This window comes from Actinomadura nitritigenes (assembly GCF_017573545.1).
Lineage (GTDB): Bacteria > Actinomycetota > Actinomycetes > Streptosporangiales > Streptosporangiaceae > Spirillospora > Spirillospora nitritigenes.
The window spans coordinates 207503-224834 of the sequence record NZ_JAGEOK010000001.1; the positions used below are offsets into that span (position 1 = coordinate 207503).

The window sequence follows — 17332 nt, forward strand, 5'->3', positions numbered from 1 at the left end:
GCGCGCCGCGGGTCAGCGGGAGCGGAGCGCCTCCAGCGCCTTGTCGGCGTGCGTGTTCATGCGGATCTCGCTCTTGACGACGGCGAGGACGCGGCGGTCGGTGTCGATGACGAAGGTCTGGCGCTTGGTGGGGAGCACGCCCAGGCCCCGCTTGACGCCGAAACGGGCGCGGACCGTGCCCTCCGGGTCCGACAGCAGCGGGTAGGCGAAGGAGTTCTTCTCCGCGAACTCCTTCTGCTTGGCGACGGGGTCGGCGCTGACGCCGACGGGATGGGCGCCGACCTCGGCGAGCTCGGCGACGAGGTCGCGGAAGTGGCAGGCCTCGGCGGTGCAGCCGGGCGTCATCGCGGCGGGGTAGAAGAACAGGACGACCGGGCCCTGCTCCAGCAGGCCGGTCAGGGTCCGCGGTTCGCCCGTCTGGTCGGGCAGTTCGAAGTCGTCAACGACGTCACCGACGTTCATGGGACGAACGTAGCCCTCCCGCAGCGCCGGCGGGAGGGCGGGGCGGGCCGAGGAGCGCGGCGACGCGGTCCCGGTCCCAGGCGCCGGAGGCGCCGGGACGGGCGGCGAGGTAGGCGGCGGCGCGGTCCGCGGACCAGCCGTGCGCCTCGCGCAGGCCGTTGCCGAGCATGGTGAGGTACGGCGCGGTCGGCGCGTTCAGCGCGGCGGCGGACGAGGGGTGCGGCGCGGTGAAGGTCAGCATCGGGTGGCCGCCGCGCTCGCCGACCCTGACGACCGTCTCGTAGCGGCCGGGGCCGAGGCGCTGGCGGCCGTGCGCGACCGCCTCCGACAGGTCGTGGTCGGCGCCCACGCCGCGGCGCATCTCCTGCGACACCACGTCGCAGAACTGCGAGCGGGTCAGCAGGTAGGCGCGGGCGGCGGCGCGGCCGGGCAGAGCCGGGTCGTAGAAGGCCATGCCGCCGCCCCACACCCGGGACGTCAGCGCGAAGTAGACGCCGCCGGGCAGTGTCACCGGCAGCTCGGTGCGCGCCGGGCGCGGGTCGCGGCAGCCGGTGTAGTGCCGGGCGCCGCCGGCGGGCCGCCCGCCGGACAGGTAGCAGGCGAACCTCGCGCGGAACAGGTTCGAGCCGTACGCGACGTACCAGAGGGAACTTTCGTCCATCCCTTCCAGTATCCACGCTGGTGAGAGGCCCTGGAGGGGGCGCGATGGGGAGAGCGTTCCGATTCGCGAGGTTTGACGGGGAGAGCGTCCGGAAATAGATTCCTGCGAGTCAGGTGTCTACGACGCAGATACCTCCAGGCTTCCCCTGTGTAGTCCCGGAGGATACGTCATGCACCGCACGCTGAACATCGCTCTCGTGTCCGCCTCCGACCTTGACGGCGAACACCTGCAGTCAGTCCACGTCCGGGATCTCGCCCGTTCACTCGCCCGCACGGACGCGGGCCACCAGGTCACGGTCTACGCCCGGCGCCAGGACGAGGACGCCCGCGGCCGGGTCCGCCTCGGACCGGGCGCGACCCTCGTCCACCTGGACGCCGGCCCGGCGCGCCCCCTGACCGACGACGAACTGCTCGAGCACGTCCGCGACTTCGCCGACGAGCTGCGCCGCCGCTGGTCCGGCGGCGGACGCCCCGACCTCGTGCACGCGCACGGCTGGATCGGCGGCCTCGCCGCCTGCGCCGTCGCCCGCGAGCTCGGCATCCCCTTCGCGCAGAGCTACCACGGCGTCGCCGCCTCCGAGCGGCGCGCCGGACGCCAGGTGCACCCGCACCGCGACCGGCTGGAGAAGGCGATCGGCCGCGGCGCCGACGTGGTGCTGGCCGGGCACGCCGAGGAGGCGGGCTCCGTGGTGCGGATGGGCGTCCCGCGGCCGTCGGTCGCGGTGGTCCCCTACGCCGTCGACGCCGACCACTTCGCGCAGACCGGCCCGGCGATGCCCCACGGCGACCGGGACCGGCTGGTGATGGTCTGCGACGACCTCCAGTCCGGCGACGTGGCGACCGCGCTGCGCGCGCTGGTGCACGTCCCGGGCGCCGAGCTGGCCGTGGCCGGCGGGCCCGCCCGCGAGGACCTCGAGAACGACCCGATGGTGCACCGGCTGATGATGCTGGCCAAGGAGCTGCACGTCGCCGACCGCGTCATCTTCCTCGGCCGCCTCCCCCGCAAGTCGCTGCCGAAGCTGCTGCGCACCGCCAGCCTCGTGCTGTCCCTGACCCCGGCGCAGCCGTCCCCGGCGGTGCCGCTGGAGGCCATGGCCTGCGGCGTTCCGGTGGTGGCGACGCCCGTCGGCGCCAACACCGACGAGGTGCTCGACAAGATCACCGGCCTGCACGTGCCCGCCGGGCGGCCGACCGTGATCGGCCGCGCGGTGCGCCGGCTCCTCGGCGAGGAGACCACGCTGCACGGCTACTCGATCGCCGCCGCCGACCGCGCCCGGTCCCGGTACTCGTGGGACCGGATCGCGGCCGAGACGCTCCGTGCCTACGAGCGGGTGCTGCCCGTCCCTGAGCCCGAGCCCGTCCCCGAGGACGAGGTGGAGAGCGAGACCGAGCGGGTCCCGGCGCTCGCCGGCTGACGCCTCCGCCACCGCAAGGCCCCGGATCCCTCCCCCCAAGGATCCGGGGCCTGCTCATGCAATCCCGGCCCAGCGGGCTCGCCTGGCGGCTCGCCCGCTGACCGGGCTTGGGCGAGCGCGAACTCGCTTCGCGAGCTTCCCGGTGGGGGCTCGCCTCCGGCTTCGCCCCCACCGGTCAGATGGCGCGCTCGCGCGACGGCCCGGGCACTCGACCATCGCCCTCTGAGCATGTTTTCGCAGGTCAGGGTATGGCCACACACTGTGAACACACTGAGACGCATTGAGATCGGGTGGCCCGTGCTGGGCGTCACCGTCGCCGCCGACCTCGACGAACGCAACGCCGCCCTGACCGACGCGATCTGGGACGCGCTGCCGTACCGGAGCCTGCAGGGGCACGCCCTCATCGCCGGGCATCACCTCTACCACGTCGCGCCCGTGCACGACGTGCTGCACCTGCCCGCCGCGCACCGGGTGGACCGCCGGACGGTCCCGGACGGCACCCTGTTCTGCTCGCGGCTCCAGCATCTCGGCATCAAGTACGGGGAGCTGACCGAGCCGATGGCGGCGACGCCGATCGGGCGGGTCGCGGAAGGGGACCTGGACGCGCTGACCGACGCGGGGCGGGCCGTGTGGGAGTCGGTGTACTCGACCAAGAAGCCGGTCGTCGCGGAGGTGCGGCGCGCCGGTGAACCGGGCGGGCACCGGGTGCCGCGCCTCGCCGCCGCCGACCCGGAGATGGACGCGCTGGTCGCCGACGTGCACGCGGAGACGGAGCGGATCTGGCTGGACGCGCCGCAGGAGCTGGTCGACCTGCACGACGGCCGCATCGCGTCGCGCGCCGGGACGCACGGGACCGTCCTGACGACGCTGCTGTTCGTCAACGGCGAGACGCGTCCGCTGGGGTACAACGCCTACAGCGGCCTGGTCCGGGCGGCGCACGAGGGGGTGCCGCTGGAGCCGCTGCGGCGGATGGCCCGCGCGCTGATCGCGGTTCCGGCCGAGTTCCTCGCCTACTGCGGGCTGGAGAAGCTCGGCGCGTTCACCGAGCGGCTGCTCGACGGCCTGGACCGGCTGGACAGGCGGCAGGACTTCGCCGCGGTGATGGCGCACATGGCGCTGTACGTGAACTGCCTGGGCGGCTGGAACCTGCACTTGTTCCCGTGGAACGTCGGCGACCATCTGCGGCAGGCCGAGGCCGCGCCGTGAGCCGCCCGCACCGGCCGGCGGACCCGGCCGTCGTGATCGGCGGCGGGGTCGTCGGCCTGTCGGCCGCGTGCCATCTGGCGGAGGCGGGCGTCCGGACCGTGCTGCTGGAGCGGGACGAGCTGGGCTCGGGCGCGTCGCGGGCGACCGCGGACGTCGTCCGCACCTACTTCCCCGGCAATCCGGTCGCCTCGGCGATGGCGGTGCGGAGCCTCGCCGCGTACCGGGCGTTCGCGGACCGGGCCGGGACCGCGGTCCCGCTGCGGCGGGTCGGCTACCTGGTGCTGTTCGGCGAGGCGGAGCAGGCCGCGGCGTGCGAGGCGGACCTGCCCGCGCAGCGCGCCGCAGGCGTCGAGGTCGAGCTGATCGGCGCGGACGAGGCGCGGCGCCGCAACCCGCTGCTCGGCGACGTCCCGCTGGTCGCGGCGGCGTGGTCGCCGGACGCGTACGTCACGGACACCGCGGCGATCGTCGGCGGGTTCGCCGAGGCGGCCCGGCGGGCGGGCGCGGAGCTGCGGACGGGCTGCCCGGTCAAGGCGGTCGACATCGAGGCCGGGCGGCTCGACACCGGCGACGGGCCGCTCGCCGCGCACGCCGTCGTCTGCGCGGCCGGGGCCTGGTCGGCGCCGCTGGCCCGCTCCGCCGGGGTGGAGCTGCCGCTCGGCGACCCGGTCGAGCAGGAGCTGCTGGCGTGCGGGCGGCCGCCGTCCGGGGTCCCGGTGCCGGACGTCCCGATGACGCTGCACGCGGCGAGCGGCCTGCTCGTCCGCAAGCGCGGGGACGGGCTGCTGGTCGGCATGGGGTGCCCGGGCGCGGACCGGGACGGGTGGCGGGCGCGGGTGCGCGAGCGGCTGGCGGAGGTGTACCCGGCGCTGGCCGGGGCGGAGGTGCGGACGGCCTTCACCGGCGTCCGCGACGCCAGCCCCGACCGGACCGAGTTCATCGGGCGGCTGCCGGGCCCGATCCCGTTCCTGTACGCGGCCGGGTTCTCCGGGCACGGGCTGTGCACGGCGCCGGCCGCCGGGGAGCTGGTCCGCGACCTGTACTCCGGCCGCACCCCCGACATCGACGCCGCACGGCTCGCCGCGGTCCCGGAGCGGACGTGACGGCCCTGGAGCCCGCCCGTTTCGTCCTCGATCCGGCGACACCGGACGTGCACGGGGACAACGAGCGGCTGCGGGAGGCGGGGGCGCTGGTGCCGGTCGAGATCGAGGGGGTGCGGGCGTGGGCGGCGGCGCGGTACTCGGCGCTGGAGGCCGTCCTCGCCCATCCGGACCTGTCCCGGGACGTCCGGCACTGGTCGGCGGAGGGCCGGCGGTCGCTGTGCCCGACCGGCACGCTGGCGCAGGTCGTGCTGGCCCGGACGATGCTCAACGCCGAGGGCGCGGAGCACCGGCGGCTGCGCGGCCCGCTGTCGCCGCTGTTCTCGGCGCGCCGGATCGCCGCGCTGCGGCCCCGTGCGGAGGCGGTGACCGCGGACCACCTCGACCGGCTCGCGGCGCTGCCGCCCGGCCCGGCCGACCTGCGGCGCGAGTTCGCCTACCCGCTGCCCTGCGACGTCATCTCCGACATCATGGGCATCCCGCGCGACCGGCGCCCGGTCCTGCATGAGCACGGGCACGTGCTCGCCACCACCCGGGGCGCCGCGGACGAGCTGACCGGCGCGCGCACCGCGCGGGACGCGGTGATCCGCGAGGTCGTCGACGAGCGGCGCCGGAACCCGGCCGGCGACCTGATCAGCGAGCTGGTCGCGCTGGAGGGTCGGGAGCTGACCGCCGAGGAGGTGTTCGACACCGTCCAGGAGGTGTACGTCGCGGGCCACGCGACGACCGTCAACCTGATCACCAACGCGGTGCGGCTGCTGCTGGCCCATCCGGACCAGCTCGCCCTCCTGCGCTCGGGCGCCCGGCCGTGGAGCGCGGCGGTGGAGGAGGCGCTCCGGCTGGAGCCGCCGCTGCGCCACTTCCCCATGCGGTACGCGACGCGGGACGTGGAGATCTGCGGCATCACGGTGCGCCGCGGCGAGGCCGTCCTGGCCTGCTTCGCCTCGGTCGGGCGCGATCCGGAGCGGTACGGCGGGCGCGCCGCGCGGTTCGACCTGTCGTCGGACGCGCCGCCGCACCTGTCGTTCGGGCACGGCCCGCACTTCTGCCTCGGCGCCCCGCTCGGCAGGCTCGTCGGCGAGGTCGCGCTGGAGGCGCTGTTCGCGGCGTTCCCCGGCATGGCGCTCGCGGCGGCGGAGGACGAGCTGCGCCCGGTGCCGTCGGTGCTCGCGGTCAGCACGACGTCCCTGCCGGTGCTGCTCGGCGGGCGGGCGCGGTGACCGCCGGGCTCGGGCCCGCGCTGCTGGACGGGCTGCGGACCGCCGGCCCGCGCGAGGCGCTGGTGGACGGCGGGCTGCGGCTGTCGGGCGACGACGTCCTGGAGATGGTGTCGGCCGCCGTCGCCCGGCTGGCCGGACGCGGCGTCCGCCCCGGCGACACGATCGCGTGCCTGTACGGCGCCGGGACCGAGTCGCTGCTCGGGCGGATCGCCGCGATCGCCCTCGGATGCCCGTTCGTCCAGCTGTGGAGCGGCGTGCCGGTCGAGGTCGCCGTGCGGGCGCTGCGGGCGCTGGACGCGTCGGTCCTGCTGTACGCGCCCGACCGGCGCGACGACGTGCGGCCGCTGCTGGCGGCCTGGCCGATGCGGGTCCGGCAGCCGCTGGACGGCGAGCTGTTCCGCCCGCCGGCGGCCGGGCCGGTCGGCGAGCCGCACCCCGCCGATCCCGGCGGCGTGTCCTTCGTGACGTTCAGCAGCGGGACGACCGGCGCGAGCAAGATCGTGGCGTACGCGCACCGGACCGAGGCCGCGCACCTGGCCGCCGCGCAGGCCATGTTCGGGCCGCCTCCGTGGCGGCTGCTGGTCACCCCACGCGCTGGCTACCTGCGGAAACTGTTCGCACTGTGGACGATGGCGGGCGGCGGCACCGCGATCCTGGAGCCGGACGGGCCGCCGGAGGACATCGCCGCGGCGATCGAGCGGGAGGCCGCGACGCACCTGATGGGCGGCCGTCCGGTGGACCTCTACGCGCTCGCCGAGCATCTGGAGGACGCGCCCGCCGACCTGACGAGCCTGCGCCTGATCGTCTACGGGGGCGCCGCCGCCGTGCCCGCCCGCACGGCGCGGGCGGCCGGGCGGCTGGGGCCGCTGCTGATGCAGAACTACGGGACGTCCGAGAGCGGGTTCCTGACCGTGCTGGAGCCCCGCGACCACGCCCGGCCGGAACTGCTGATGTCGGTGGGGCGCGCCGCGCCGGGCGTGGAGCTGCGCGTCCGCGCCCCGGACGGGACGGACCTGCCGCCCGGCGAGGTCGGCGAGGTGTGGGCGCGCTCGCCGCAGCGGATGCACGGCTACGTGGACGACCCGGCGCGCGCCGCCGCGGCGGTCCGGGACGGGTGGGCCCGCACCGGCGACGTCGGCCGGATGGACGGCGACGGGTACCTGTTCCTGCTCGACCGGGCCGAGGACCGGCTCCCCGGCGGCCTGTACGCGCACCCGATCGAGCACGTCCTCACCGGCCATCCGGCCGTCCTGGACGCCGCCGTGTTCGCGCTCCCCCACGCCGCCGGGCCCGTCCTGGCGGGGGCCGTGGTGGCGCGGGACGGCCGGCGCGTCGACCTCGACGGGCTGCGCGCGCTCGTCGGCCGGACGCTCGGCGACCGGTGCGAGCCGCGGCACCTGTGGGAGATCGACGAGCTGCCCCGCACGCCCGGCGGCAAGCCCGACAAGGCGGCGCTGGCCTCCCGGTTCGCCGCGGGCCCGGGCGCCGCCGTGTAGCCGGCCCGGGGCCGCGCGAGGCGGTTCATCCGTTCCGCTGGGATAGTGTGCGGGATGACGGAAAGGGGCGGCTGAGTGCTGATCGGCAGGACCGCCGAGCTGGCGGAGCTGACCGGCGCGCTCGACCGGGCCGCCGCGGGCGGCGCCGCCGTGGTGCTGGTCAGCGGCGACGCCGGCGTCGGCAAGACGCATCTGGTGTCCGCGCTCACCGCCGCCGCCCGCGATCGGGACTGCGCCGTGCTGGTCGGGCAGTGCGCCGAGCTGGGCGAGAGCATGCCGTACCTGCCGCTGGCGGACGCGCTGTGGACCGCGTCGCGCGGCACGGCCCCCGAGGCGGCCGGCGTGCGCGCGGCGCTGGAGTCCCGCCCGGTGCTGCGGCGGCTGCTCCCGGACGGCGAGGGCGCCCCGGACGCGGCGTCCGAGCTCGGCCAGCAGCAGCTGTTCGGCGCGGTGCTCGGGCTGCTCGGCGAGCTGGGCGCGCGCACCGAGGGCCGGGACCGGCCCGTCCTGCTCGTCCTGGAGGACCTGCACTGGGCCGACCGGTCGACGCGGCACCTGCTGATCTTCCTCAGCCGGGTGCTGTCGCGCGAGCGGGTCTGCCTCGTCGGCACGTACCGCTCCGACGACCTGCACCGCCGGCACCCGCTGCGGCCGGTGGTGGCCGAGCTGCTGCGGCTGCCGACGGTGACCGCGGTCGAGGTCCGCCCGTTCGGGCCGGCCGAGACCGCCGAGTACCTGGCCGGGCTCGCGGGCGGCGGTTCGGCGGTCACCGCCGACACCGTCGACCGGGTGCACCGCCGCTCGGAGGGCAACGCGTTCTACGCCGCCGAGCTGTACTCGGCGGAGAGCACCGGCGAGGACCTGCCCGCCGGGCTCGCGGACCTGCTGCTGTCGCGGGTCGAGCGGCTGTCGGAGGGCGCGCAGCGGGTCGTGCGGGTCGCCGCGGTGGCCGGCCGCCGCATCGACGACGAGCTGGTCCGGCGGGCGGCGGGCCTGGACGAGGCCGCGGTCGGGGAGGCGCTGCGCGAGGTCGTCTCGCACCAGCTGCTCGTCCCGGCCGGCACCGGGTACACCTTCCGGCACGCGCTGCTGCGCGAGGCCGTCTACGCCGACCTGCTGCCCGGCGAGCGGACCCGGCTGCACGCCGACTTCGCCCGGCTGCTCGGCGCGGGCCCCGGCGCCCCGCCGGACGGGCGGCGCGGGTCGGCCGCGGAGCTGGCGCACCACAGCCTCGCCGCGCACGACCTGCCGACCGCGTTCGCCGCGTCGGTGCGGGCGGGCCGGGAGGCCGAGCGGCTCGGCGCGCCCGACGAGGCGTTCGAGCACTACGACCGGGCCCTGGAGCTGTGGGAGGCGGTGCCGGACCCGGAGGGCGCGTCCGGCACCGACCGGATGGGCCTGGCGCTCGACACGGTCCGCACGTCGGGGCGGGCGGGCGAGCAGCGCCGCGCGATCTCCCGGCTGCGGCGCCTGCTGGAGCTCGCCGACCCCGCGGACGTGGTGCTCGGCGCCCGGATCCGGGACCGGCTCGCCGAGTACCTCTCCGACGTCGACGAGGACGACGAGTCGCTGGAGATGGCCCGCGCCGCGGTGGCGATGCTGCCGCCGGACCCGCCGCGGCCCCAGCGCGCCGCCGCCCTGTCCACCTACGCCCGCACGCTGCTGTACCGGGACGAGCACGGCGAGATGCCCGCGGTCGCGGAGGAGGCGATCGAGCTGGCGCGCGCCACCGGCGCCACCGGCGCCGAGGCGAGCCTGCTGGTGACGCTCGGGGTGTTCCGGGAGTCGCGGGAGGCCGACCCGGACGTGGTCGAGGTGTTCGCGCGGGCCCGCGACCTGGCGCTGGAGGGCGGCCGCGAGGTCGTCGCCCTGCGCGCCGCGTTCCACCACGCGCGGACGAAGTTCGACCGCGGCGACCTCGCCGGCGCCACCGCCGCGGCCGACGAGGCCGTGAAGTGGACGATGGACGCCGGGCTCGGCTGGAGCACCTACGGGACGGTGCTGCGCTGCCTGCGGTACCTGATCCACTACACCACCGGGGACTGGGCGGAGGCGGACCGGCTCGCCGCCGAGTTCGGCGTCCGGGTGGCGCGGGCACCGGAGGCGCAGGTGTCGGCGTACGCGCTGTTCACCGAGGTCGCGCAGGGCAGCCCGGCGGTGGCGGAGCGGCTGCGCTGGATCGAGCCGCTGTGGGAGCGGGACGCGTTCCTCAACTACGTCGCCCGCGGCCTGGCCGCCGAGCACGCGCTCTGGAACGGCGACCCCGACGCCGCCGCCGGGCACATCGAGCGGACCCTGCGGGAGAGCATCTACAACCTGGAGGTCCCCGTCGTCCGCATCGCGGCGATCGGCCTGTGGGCGCACGCCGAGCGGGCGGCCCGCGCCCGCGCCGCCGGGGACGGGGAGACGGTCCGCGCCGCGACGGAGGCGGGCGACGACCTGCTCGAACGGGCCCGCCGCGCCGCGACGACCACCTCCGACGGATGGCCCCGCGCGTGGCTCGGCGTCGAGGGGCACGCCTGGCTGGCCCGCGTCGAGGCGGAGCGGCGGCGCCTCGACGGCGTGCACGACGTGGACCTGTGGCGCAGGGCCGCGGACCTGTTCACCTACGGCGATCCGGACGGCGGGTTCGTGTACGAGGTGGCGCGGTCCCGGTGGCGTCTCGCGGAGGCCCTCGCCGAGAACGGCGACCGGGACGCGGCCGCCGAGGAGTGGCGGCGGGCGGTCGCGGCGGCCGAGCGGCTCGGCGCGGCGCCGCTGCTGGGGGCGCTCCGCGACCTCGGCGCCCGCGCCCGGCTCGACACCGGACGGGCCGCCTCCCCCGCCTCCCCCGGCCCGGCCGGGCCGTTCGCCGCGCTCACCGCGCGGGAGCGGGAGGTGCTGAAGCTGGTCGCCGAGGGACGCAACAACCGGGAGATCGCGGCGGCGCTGTTCATCTCCCCGAAGACGGCGAGCGTGCACGTCTCCAACATCCTCGCCAAGCTGAACGTCAGCGGGCGCACCCAGGCCGCCGCGCTCGCCCTCCGCGAGGGATTGTGAAAAAGGGGCCCGGAAACCGCACTTGAGAAATGCGCGCGGCTTGAGTAGATTCACTTCCGTGACTGCCGGGTCGGCCATGGGCCACGAGCGAGTGAGGCACCCGGCCTCCGAGTGAGCCGGAGGCGGGTGCGCGGCCCGCCCTGCCCTTCCCCTTTCTTCCTTTCCTTCCGCATAGCGGCACGTCAGCGGCCTGCCCGCGCGGGCGCCGCCGGACGCGGACCCCCTCTTGCCGAGCACGCCGTTCAGCGTGCCGTTTCCGCACGCCGTTTCACGCACGCCTTTCTCGCGTGCCGCCGCGTGCGCCGTTTCGCATGCCGTTCCCCGGCCTGCGCCCATTCCCCTTCCACAGTCGATTCGCCATGCCCGAAAACAGAGAGGACGACCACCGCAGAATGGATTTCAACAAGCAGGTCATCGAGGAGTTCCGCGCGAACGGCGGCCGCGTCGGCGGCCCGTTCGAGGGCGGCCGGCTGCTCCTGCTGACCACCACCGGGGCGCGGTCGGGCGCCCCGCACACCACGCCGCTCGGCTACCTGCCGGACGGTGTCGGGCGCGTCCTCGTCATCGCGTCCGCGGGCGGCTCGCCGAAGCACCCCGCGTGGTTCCGCAACCTCGTCGCGAACCCGCGCGTGACGGTCGAGAGCGGAGCGTTCGCGTACGAGGCGGACGCGGTCGTCCTGGAGGGCGACGAGCGCGACCGGGCGTTCGCGCGGGCCGCGGAGAGCGACCCCGGCTGGGCGGAGTACGAGGCGAGGTCGGGCCGGACGCTGCCGGTCGTCGCGCTGGTGCAGACCACGGAGGGGCCGCCGCCGGGCCCGGAGCGCCCCGGCGACATGCTCGTCGCGGTGCACGACGCGTTCCGCGACGAGCTGCGCCGGATCCGCGCGGAGGTCGCCGCGTCCGGGCCGGGGCTCGGTGCGCAGCTCCGCGTGAACTGCCTGGTGCTCTGCCAGGGACTCGGCAACCACCACGCGGGCGAGGACCTGATGCTGTTCCCCGGCGTCGAGCGGGACCGTCCCGAACTGGCGCCGGCGCTGGCGCGGATGCGCGAGGAGCACGAGGGGATCAAGGCGATCGTGGACCGCCTGCGCGCCCTTCTCGCCGCCGCAGCGCCCGACCGGGCGGCGCTCGCCGCCGACGTCGACCGGCTCACCGCCGACCTGGAGGCGCACCTGGACCGGGAGGAGGACGTGCTCGTCCCGGTCCTGAACGCCGCCGCGCGGTAGGCCGGAGCGGCACCGCGCCCCGCGCCCGCCGTCCGGCGGATCAGAGCAGGCCGCGGCCGCTGATCGGCGGCAGGTCGAGCGCGGTGAGCAGGCCGGGCGGCGCCGCCACGACCGCGGGCACCGCGTTGACCAGCCGCATCGCGGTCGCCTTCAGCCCCGCGGTGTTGTGGTCGCCGTCGCCGCCGAGCAGCTGGAGGTCGACGGTGTAGTCCGGTTCGCCGCGCACCTCGACCCGGTAGCAGCCGGCCCCGGCGGGCTGCGGCCAGTCCGGGGCGAGGTCGTCGCGCAGCCGCGTGACGTGCTCCAGGACGAGCACGGGCTCGCCGCCGCGCATCCCGCGCACCTCGAAGCGCAGCGCGGCGGCGGTGCCCTTCTCGACCGTCCCGGCGGAGACGTCGAACGTCTCCGGGGCGGGCAGCCGGGTGTGGTGCTCGGTGACCTCGTCCAGCTCCACGCCGAGCCCGGCGGCGAGCTGCCGGACGACGCTGCCCCACGCCATCGTCAGCACGCCGGGCTGGAGCAGCATCGGCGTCTCGTCCAGGGACCGGCCGAACCCCATGACGTCGAACAGGATGGTGCCCTGGTCGTAGGTGGCGTAGTTGAGGATCTCCATGCAGCGGACCTGGTCGATCCGCTCGCTGATGCCGGTGACGGCGAGCGGCAGCGCGTCGTTGGCGAAGCCGGGGTCGATGCCGTTGACGAACAGCGACGCGCCGCCCGCCTCCGCCGCCTCCCGCACCGGATCGGACATCTCCGGCGGGACGACGCCGTCGGGGAACTGCAGGAACACCGGGCTGCTGGACACGACGTTGACCCCGGCGCGCAGGATGCGGCACAGGTCGTCGATCGCCTCCATCAGCCGGACGTCGGCCATCGAGGTGTAGACGACGCAGTCGGGCCGTAGCGCGAGCAGTTCCTCCTCCGACCCGGTCGCGGCGACGCCGAGGGAGCGGCCGAGCCCGGCCAGCTCCCCGGCGTCCTTCCCGTACTTGGCGGGGTTGGACACCCACACCCCGGCGAGCTCCAGGTCGGGGCGGGCGTCGATGCCCGCGATCGCGTGCCGGCCGACGTTGCCGGTGCTCCACTGGACGACGCGGTACGTCACAGGTCCTCCAGGCCGAGGTCGAGGTTCGGGACGTCGATGCCGCCGTCGACGCGCAGCAGGCTGCCGGTGACGTAGGCGGACGCGGGCGAGGCGAGGTACAGGGCGGCCGCGGCGACGTCCTCGGGGTCGCCGATGCGGCCGAGCGGGGTGCTCTCCTCCATCTGCGTGCGCAGCGCGTCGTTGGTCATGACGATGTCGAGCGCGGACGTGGCGACGGACCCGACGGCGACCGCGTTGACGCGGATCCGCGGCGCGAGGTCGGTGGCGGCGAGCCGGGTGTAGTGGGCGAGCGCGGCCTTGGCGGTGCCGTAGGCGAGGTAGCCGCGCCCGGCGACCCGTCCCATGACCGAGGAGATGTTGACGACGGCGCCCGGCGCGGACGCGGTGGCCGACTCCAGGATGTGCGGCACGGCGGCGCGGGTCAGCGCGTGCGCGGTGCTGACATTGAACTGGAACGCGTTCTCGAGGTATTTCGGCGTGGTGTCCAGGAAGGCGTTCGGGATGGTGCCGCCCATGTTGTTGACCACGATGTCGAGGCGGCCGAGGCCCTCGACGGCGCGGACGGCGAGATCGGCCGCCGCGTCCGGCGCGCTGAGGTCGGCGGGGACGACCAGGGCGCGGCGGCCGGCCGCCTCGATCTCCGCGGCCACCTTGCGCAGCTGTTCCTCGGTGCGGGAGGAGACCACGACGTCGGCGCCCGCCTGGGCGAGCGCCACCGCGGCCGCCGCGCCGATCCCGCGCCCCGCCCCGGTCACCACCGCGACCCTGCCATCGATTCGGAACCGGTCCTGGATCACCGGCGTCACCTCCCGGTCGCTCGCCCGTGCCCGCCCAGCCTAGACAGAAACTAGAACCTGTTTCAATACGCTGCCCGCGGCGGTCCGGTCACGCCAGGAGGTCGATCTCCCGGCCCGCCCCCGCCGCGCGGGCGGCCCGGTAGGCCGTCCAGCTCAGCGCGAGGTCCTGCCACGGCAGGCCGACCGGCGCGTACACGGTCACCTCGCCGTCCTTCACCCGCCCCGGCACCTCGCCGAGCAGCAGGTCGCGCAGCGTCCCGGCGGCGTGCTTGACGTCCAGGCCGGCGCCCGCGAGCACGCCCATCTCGACCGCGAGCGGCACGTCGTCGACCACCACGCGGGCGCCCTCCAGCAGGTCGGCGCCCAGCTCGGCCTTCCCGGGCTCGTCCGCGCCGAGCGAGGTGACGTGGGTGCCCGGCGCGACGTCGGCGGCGTGCAGCAGCGGGCGGCGCGCCCACGTCGCGACGACGACGATCCCCGCGCCCCGGACCGCGTCGCGGGGGTCGGCGGCGACGGACGGCTCGGCGCCGAGCCGCTCGCCGTGCCGCCCGGCGAACGCGGCGGCGCGCTCGGCGTCCAGGTCGCAGACGGCCAGCCCGCGCAGCGGCCGCAGCTCGGCCAGCCCCCGCATCACCAGCTCGGCCTGCGCGCCCGCGCCGATGACCGCGACGGTGTCGGCGGCGGGACGGGCCAGCGCGTGCGTGCCGAGCGCGGCGGCGAGGCCGGTGCGCCACGCCGTGACGGTGGCGGAGTCCAGCAGCGCGAGCAGCTCGCCGGTGCCGAGGTCGAACAGGCACACCACGCCGCGCAGCGCGGGCCGCGATCCCGGGAACTTGGCGTTCACCTTCACCGTGTAGGCGGGGATCTCCTCCACCACGCCGGGCAGCAGCGCCGTGGCGGTGCCCTGCCCCGGAACCTTCGTCACGACGCGCCGCGGCGCGGTCCCGTCCTCGGCGGAGGTGAAGCCGCGGCGCAGCGCGTCGAGGCACTCGGCCGGGTCGAGCAGCGATTCCAGTTCGGAACGGGACAGAAGCAGTGTCACCGGATCATTCTCCCGCCCTCGCCCCGACCGTGTCACCCGGGCCGCCCGGGTCGCGCCCGCCCCGCACGTCACTCCGGACGGCGGTGGGCCGCGGTGAGCTCGTCCCATCCGTTCAGCCAGTCATTGCCCTGGCCGTCGATGAACGAACCGGGCGGCGGGGCGACACCGTGCCGGCGCAGCCAGTCGCCCGGCCGGCGCATCCCGGGCCGGACGCGGCCGTCGCTCGGCATCAGCTGCGGCGGGATCGGCCCCGGCATCGCCTGCGGGACGTGCGCCTCGCTCTCGACGTCGGCGACGTCCTTCTCCTCGGCCATCCCGATCGGGCCCTCCCGGCGGGCGTTGAAGAACTGGTTGACCGCCGGATGCGTGCTGGACAGCACCATCTCGCGCGGGCCGAACATCACCAGCCCGCGGCGGAACAGCAGGCCGAGGTTGTCGGGCAGCACGCGGGCGGTGCCGATGTCGTGCGTGACGATCAGGAACGTCGCGCCCATCTCGGCGTTGAGGTCGACGAACAGCTGGTTCAGGTAGGCGGTGCGGACCGGGTCCAGGCCGGAGTCCGGCTCGTCGGCGAGGATGATGTCCGGGTCGAGGACCAGCGCGCGGGCCAGCCCGGCGCGCTTCTTCATGCCGCCGGAGATCTCGCCGGGCAGCTTGTGCTCGGAGCCGGTGAGCCCCACCATCTCCATCTTCTCCAGCACGATGCGGCGGATCTCCGACTCGCCCTTCTTCGTGTGCTCGCGCAGCGGGAACGCGATGTTGTCGAAGATGTTCATGGAGCCGAACAGGGCGCCGTCCTGGAACAGCACGCCGAAATGGCGGCGCATCTCGTACAGCCGTCCCTCGGCGAGCCGGGGGACGTCGCCGCCGCCGACGTAGACATGGCCGCGGTCCGGGCGCAGCAGCCCGACGAGGTTCTTCAGGAACACCGACTTGCCGGTGCCGGACGGCCCGAGCAGCGCGGAGATCTCGCCCGCCGGGACGGTGAGCGACACGTCCTCCCAGATGACCTGCCGCCCGAACGACTTCTTCAGCCCTTCCACCCGGATCTCGACTCCCATGGGCACTCCCGTGCCGGGGAACCGGGGGGCGGGGGATCCGCGTCATATGTCCGGTCCCCCGCCGCCTCGACTGTACGACGCGGAGCGCCGCACGGGGAGGCCCATTGGACGCCGCGTCCAGCCGCGGCCGGGGCCGCCGCCCGGCCGCCGGTCCCGCGCGCCCGGCGGGCGCGCCGCTCTCGCGCCCGCGACCGGGGGCGCGCACCCATGGTGACAAGACGATCACCGGCACTTAGGCACTTTCTTCCCTTTCGTCCCCAATGACGCTTCTTCCACGATGTGCGGAACCTCCGGTGCACCACACGGGTGCGCCCGCTCCCCCCTGGAGGCACAGTGAAGATCCGTCACGCACGCATCGGCGGCGCCGTCACGCTGACGGCGACCGGGCTGCTGGCGACCGCCCTGGCCGGCGTCCCCACCGCGCACGCGGCGTCCCCGTCCGCCGCGTCCGCAGCGTCCACCGCGTCCGCCACCGGCCGCGCGTCGGCCGCGAGCACCGCGGCCGGGCAGGGCGCGGTGGCCGCGGCGCTCGCGCAGCGGCTCGGCTCGCACACCGCCGGCTCCTACCTGAACGGAGGCCGGCTGGTCGTCACGGTGACCGACGCCGCGTCCGCGCGGGCCGTCCGCGCCGCCGGCGCAGTGCCGAAGACCGTCGCGCGCAGCGGCGCCGACCTGAAGAAGGTCATGGCCGCGCTCAAGCGCGACGCGACCGTCCCCGGCACCGCCTGGGCCGCGGACCCGGCCACCGACCAGGTCGTCCTCACCATGGACGGCACCGTCAAGGGCGCCGCGCTGAAGAAGGTGAAGGCCGCCGCCGCCAAGCAGGGCGCGGCCGTCCGCACCGAGCGCGTCGCCGGGGCGTTCCGCACGTTCACCCGCGGCGGCGAGGCCATCTACACCAGCGGCGCGCGCTGCTCGCTGGGCTTCAACGTCCGCAGCGGAAGCACCTACTACTTCCTCACGGCCGGGCACTGCACCAACATCGGCACGACCTGGACCGACTCGTCCGGCCGCACGCTCGGCCGCACCGTCCGCAGCGTGTTCCCCGGACACGACTACGGGCTCGTCCAGTACACCTCCACCCCCGCCGACACCCAGGGCTCCGTCAGCCTCTACAGCAGCGGCACCCGCGACATCACCGGCGCCGCGAACGCCACGGTCGGCCAGACCGTGTACCGCAGCGGCAGCACCACCGGCCTGCACAGCGGCAGCGTCACCGCGCTCAACCAGACGGTGAACTACCAGGAGGGCAGCGTAAGCGGCCTGATCCGCACCACGGTGTGCGCCGAGCCGGGCGACAGCGGCGGCTCGCTGTTCGCCGGGTCGAGCGCGCTCGGGCTCACCTCCGGCGGCAGCGGCAACTGCACGTCCGGCGGGACGACGTTCTTCCAGCCCGTCACGGCCGCGCTGAGCGCCTTCGGCGTCTCGATCTACTGACCCCCGTCCGGTGTGCCGCCCTCATGAGGCGCCTCATGAGGGCGGCGCGCCGCACCTCGGCGTCAG

The 17332-nt window shown here is 75.8% G+C and carries 14 protein-coding genes; 8 read left to right on the plus strand and 6 right to left on the minus strand.

Annotated elements, in window-relative coordinates:
- Window positions 1–12: 12 nt before the first annotated feature.
- Both J4557_RS00815 and J4557_RS00820 read right to left on the minus strand, forming a co-directional pair.
- Window positions 13–462, minus strand: a complete 450-nt coding sequence (locus J4557_RS00815; RefSeq protein WP_208264345.1) for a peroxiredoxin — start codon at window positions 460–462, stop codon at window positions 13–15.
- Complete coding sequence (locus tag J4557_RS00820) at window positions 449–1123, minus strand: histone deacetylase (protein WP_208264346.1); 675 nt, start codon at window positions 1121–1123, stop codon at window positions 449–451. Before J4557_RS00820 ends, J4557_RS00815 begins: the two co-directional genes overlap by 14 nt.
- A 169-nt stretch (window positions 1124–1292) precedes the next feature.
- On the opposite strand from J4557_RS00820, the gene J4557_RS00825 reads away from it, so the two are divergent.
- The 7 genes from J4557_RS00825 (at window position 1293) to J4557_RS00855 (ending at window position 11824) form a co-directional block, all read left to right on the plus strand.
- On the plus strand, window positions 1293–2537 hold the full coding sequence (locus J4557_RS00825; RefSeq protein ID WP_208264347.1) for a glycosyltransferase: 1245 nt from the start codon (window positions 1293–1295) through the stop codon (window positions 2535–2537).
- Between the two features lie 261 nt (window positions 2538–2798).
- A complete protein-coding gene (locus tag J4557_RS00830; RefSeq protein WP_307799247.1) occupies window positions 2799–3743 on the plus strand; it encodes a cucumopine synthase-related protein in 945 nt (314 codons plus the stop codon).
- Window positions 3740–4846, plus strand: coding sequence for an NAD(P)/FAD-dependent oxidoreductase (locus J4557_RS00835; protein WP_208264349.1), 1107 nt, complete (start codon window positions 3740–3742; stop codon window positions 4844–4846). The genes J4557_RS00830 and J4557_RS00835 overlap by 4 nt, the downstream gene beginning before the upstream one ends.
- Window positions 4843–6063, plus strand: coding sequence for a cytochrome P450 family protein (locus J4557_RS00840; RefSeq protein WP_208264350.1), 1221 nt, complete (start codon window positions 4843–4845; stop codon window positions 6061–6063). Before J4557_RS00835 ends, J4557_RS00840 begins: the two co-directional genes overlap by 4 nt.
- Window positions 6060–7559 (plus strand): class I adenylate-forming enzyme family protein, encoded by a 1500-nt coding sequence (locus J4557_RS00845; protein WP_208264351.1) that lies wholly within the window; start codon window positions 6060–6062, stop codon window positions 7557–7559. Before J4557_RS00840 ends, J4557_RS00845 begins: the two co-directional genes overlap by 4 nt.
- A gap of 75 nt (window positions 7560–7634) precedes the next feature.
- On the plus strand, window positions 7635–10598 hold the full coding sequence (locus J4557_RS50665) for a helix-turn-helix transcriptional regulator (RefSeq protein ID WP_208264352.1): 2964 nt from the start codon (window positions 7635–7637) through the stop codon (window positions 10596–10598).
- 359 nt (window positions 10599–10957) lie between these two features.
- Complete coding sequence (locus J4557_RS00855; RefSeq protein WP_208264353.1) at window positions 10958–11824, plus strand: nitroreductase/quinone reductase family protein; 867 nt, start codon at window positions 10958–10960, stop codon at window positions 11822–11824.
- A 40-nt stretch (window positions 11825–11864) separates the two neighbouring features.
- Here the strand turns inward: J4557_RS00855 and J4557_RS49130 are convergent, their stop codons facing one another.
- The 4 genes from J4557_RS49130 to J4557_RS00875 form a co-directional block, all read right to left on the minus strand.
- Window positions 11865–12929 (minus strand): NAD(P)H-dependent amine dehydrogenase family protein, encoded by a 1065-nt coding sequence (locus J4557_RS49130; protein WP_208264354.1) that lies wholly within the window; start codon window positions 12927–12929, stop codon window positions 11865–11867.
- Window positions 12926–13726 (minus strand): SDR family oxidoreductase, encoded by an 801-nt coding sequence (locus tag J4557_RS00865; RefSeq protein WP_208264355.1) that lies wholly within the window; start codon window positions 13724–13726, stop codon window positions 12926–12928. Before J4557_RS00865 ends, J4557_RS49130 begins: the two co-directional genes overlap by 4 nt.
- An 88-nt stretch (window positions 13727–13814) precedes the next feature.
- Entirely contained in the window at window positions 13815–14768 is a 954-nt protein-coding gene (locus J4557_RS00870; protein ID WP_208264356.1) for an ornithine cyclodeaminase family protein, read from the minus strand.
- Window positions 14769–14836: 68 nt separating this feature from the next.
- Window positions 14837–15829, minus strand: coding sequence for an ABC transporter ATP-binding protein (locus tag J4557_RS00875; RefSeq protein ID WP_208264357.1), 993 nt, complete (start codon window positions 15827–15829; stop codon window positions 14837–14839).
- 333 nt (window positions 15830–16162) lie between these two features.
- Here J4557_RS00875 and J4557_RS00880 point away from each other — a divergent pair, with 333 nt between their 5' ends.
- On the plus strand, window positions 16163–17266 hold the full coding sequence (locus J4557_RS00880) for a S1 family peptidase (protein ID WP_208264358.1): 1104 nt from the start codon (window positions 16163–16165) through the stop codon (window positions 17264–17266).
- The last annotated feature ends 66 nt before the right edge of the window (window positions 17267–17332 follow it).

Coding starts and splice junctions, on each gene's coding strand:
- J4557_RS00820 (WP_208264346.1), bottom strand. CDS start 1,123: ATGGACGAAAGTTCCCTCTGGTACGTCGCGTACGGCTCGAACCTGTTC.
- J4557_RS00825 (WP_208264347.1), top strand. CDS start 1,293: ATGCACCGCACGCTGAACATCGCTCTCGTGTCCGCCTCCGACCTTGAC.
- J4557_RS00875 (WP_208264357.1), bottom strand. CDS start 15,829: ATGGGAGTCGAGATCCGGGTGGAAGGGCTGAAGAAGTCGTTCGGGCGG.
- J4557_RS00815 (WP_208264345.1), bottom strand. CDS start 462: ATGAACGTCGGTGACGTCGTTGACGACTTCGAACTGCCCGACCAGACG.
- J4557_RS00855 (WP_208264353.1), top strand. CDS start 10,958: ATGCCCGAAAACAGAGAGGACGACCACCGCAGAATGGATTTCAACAAG.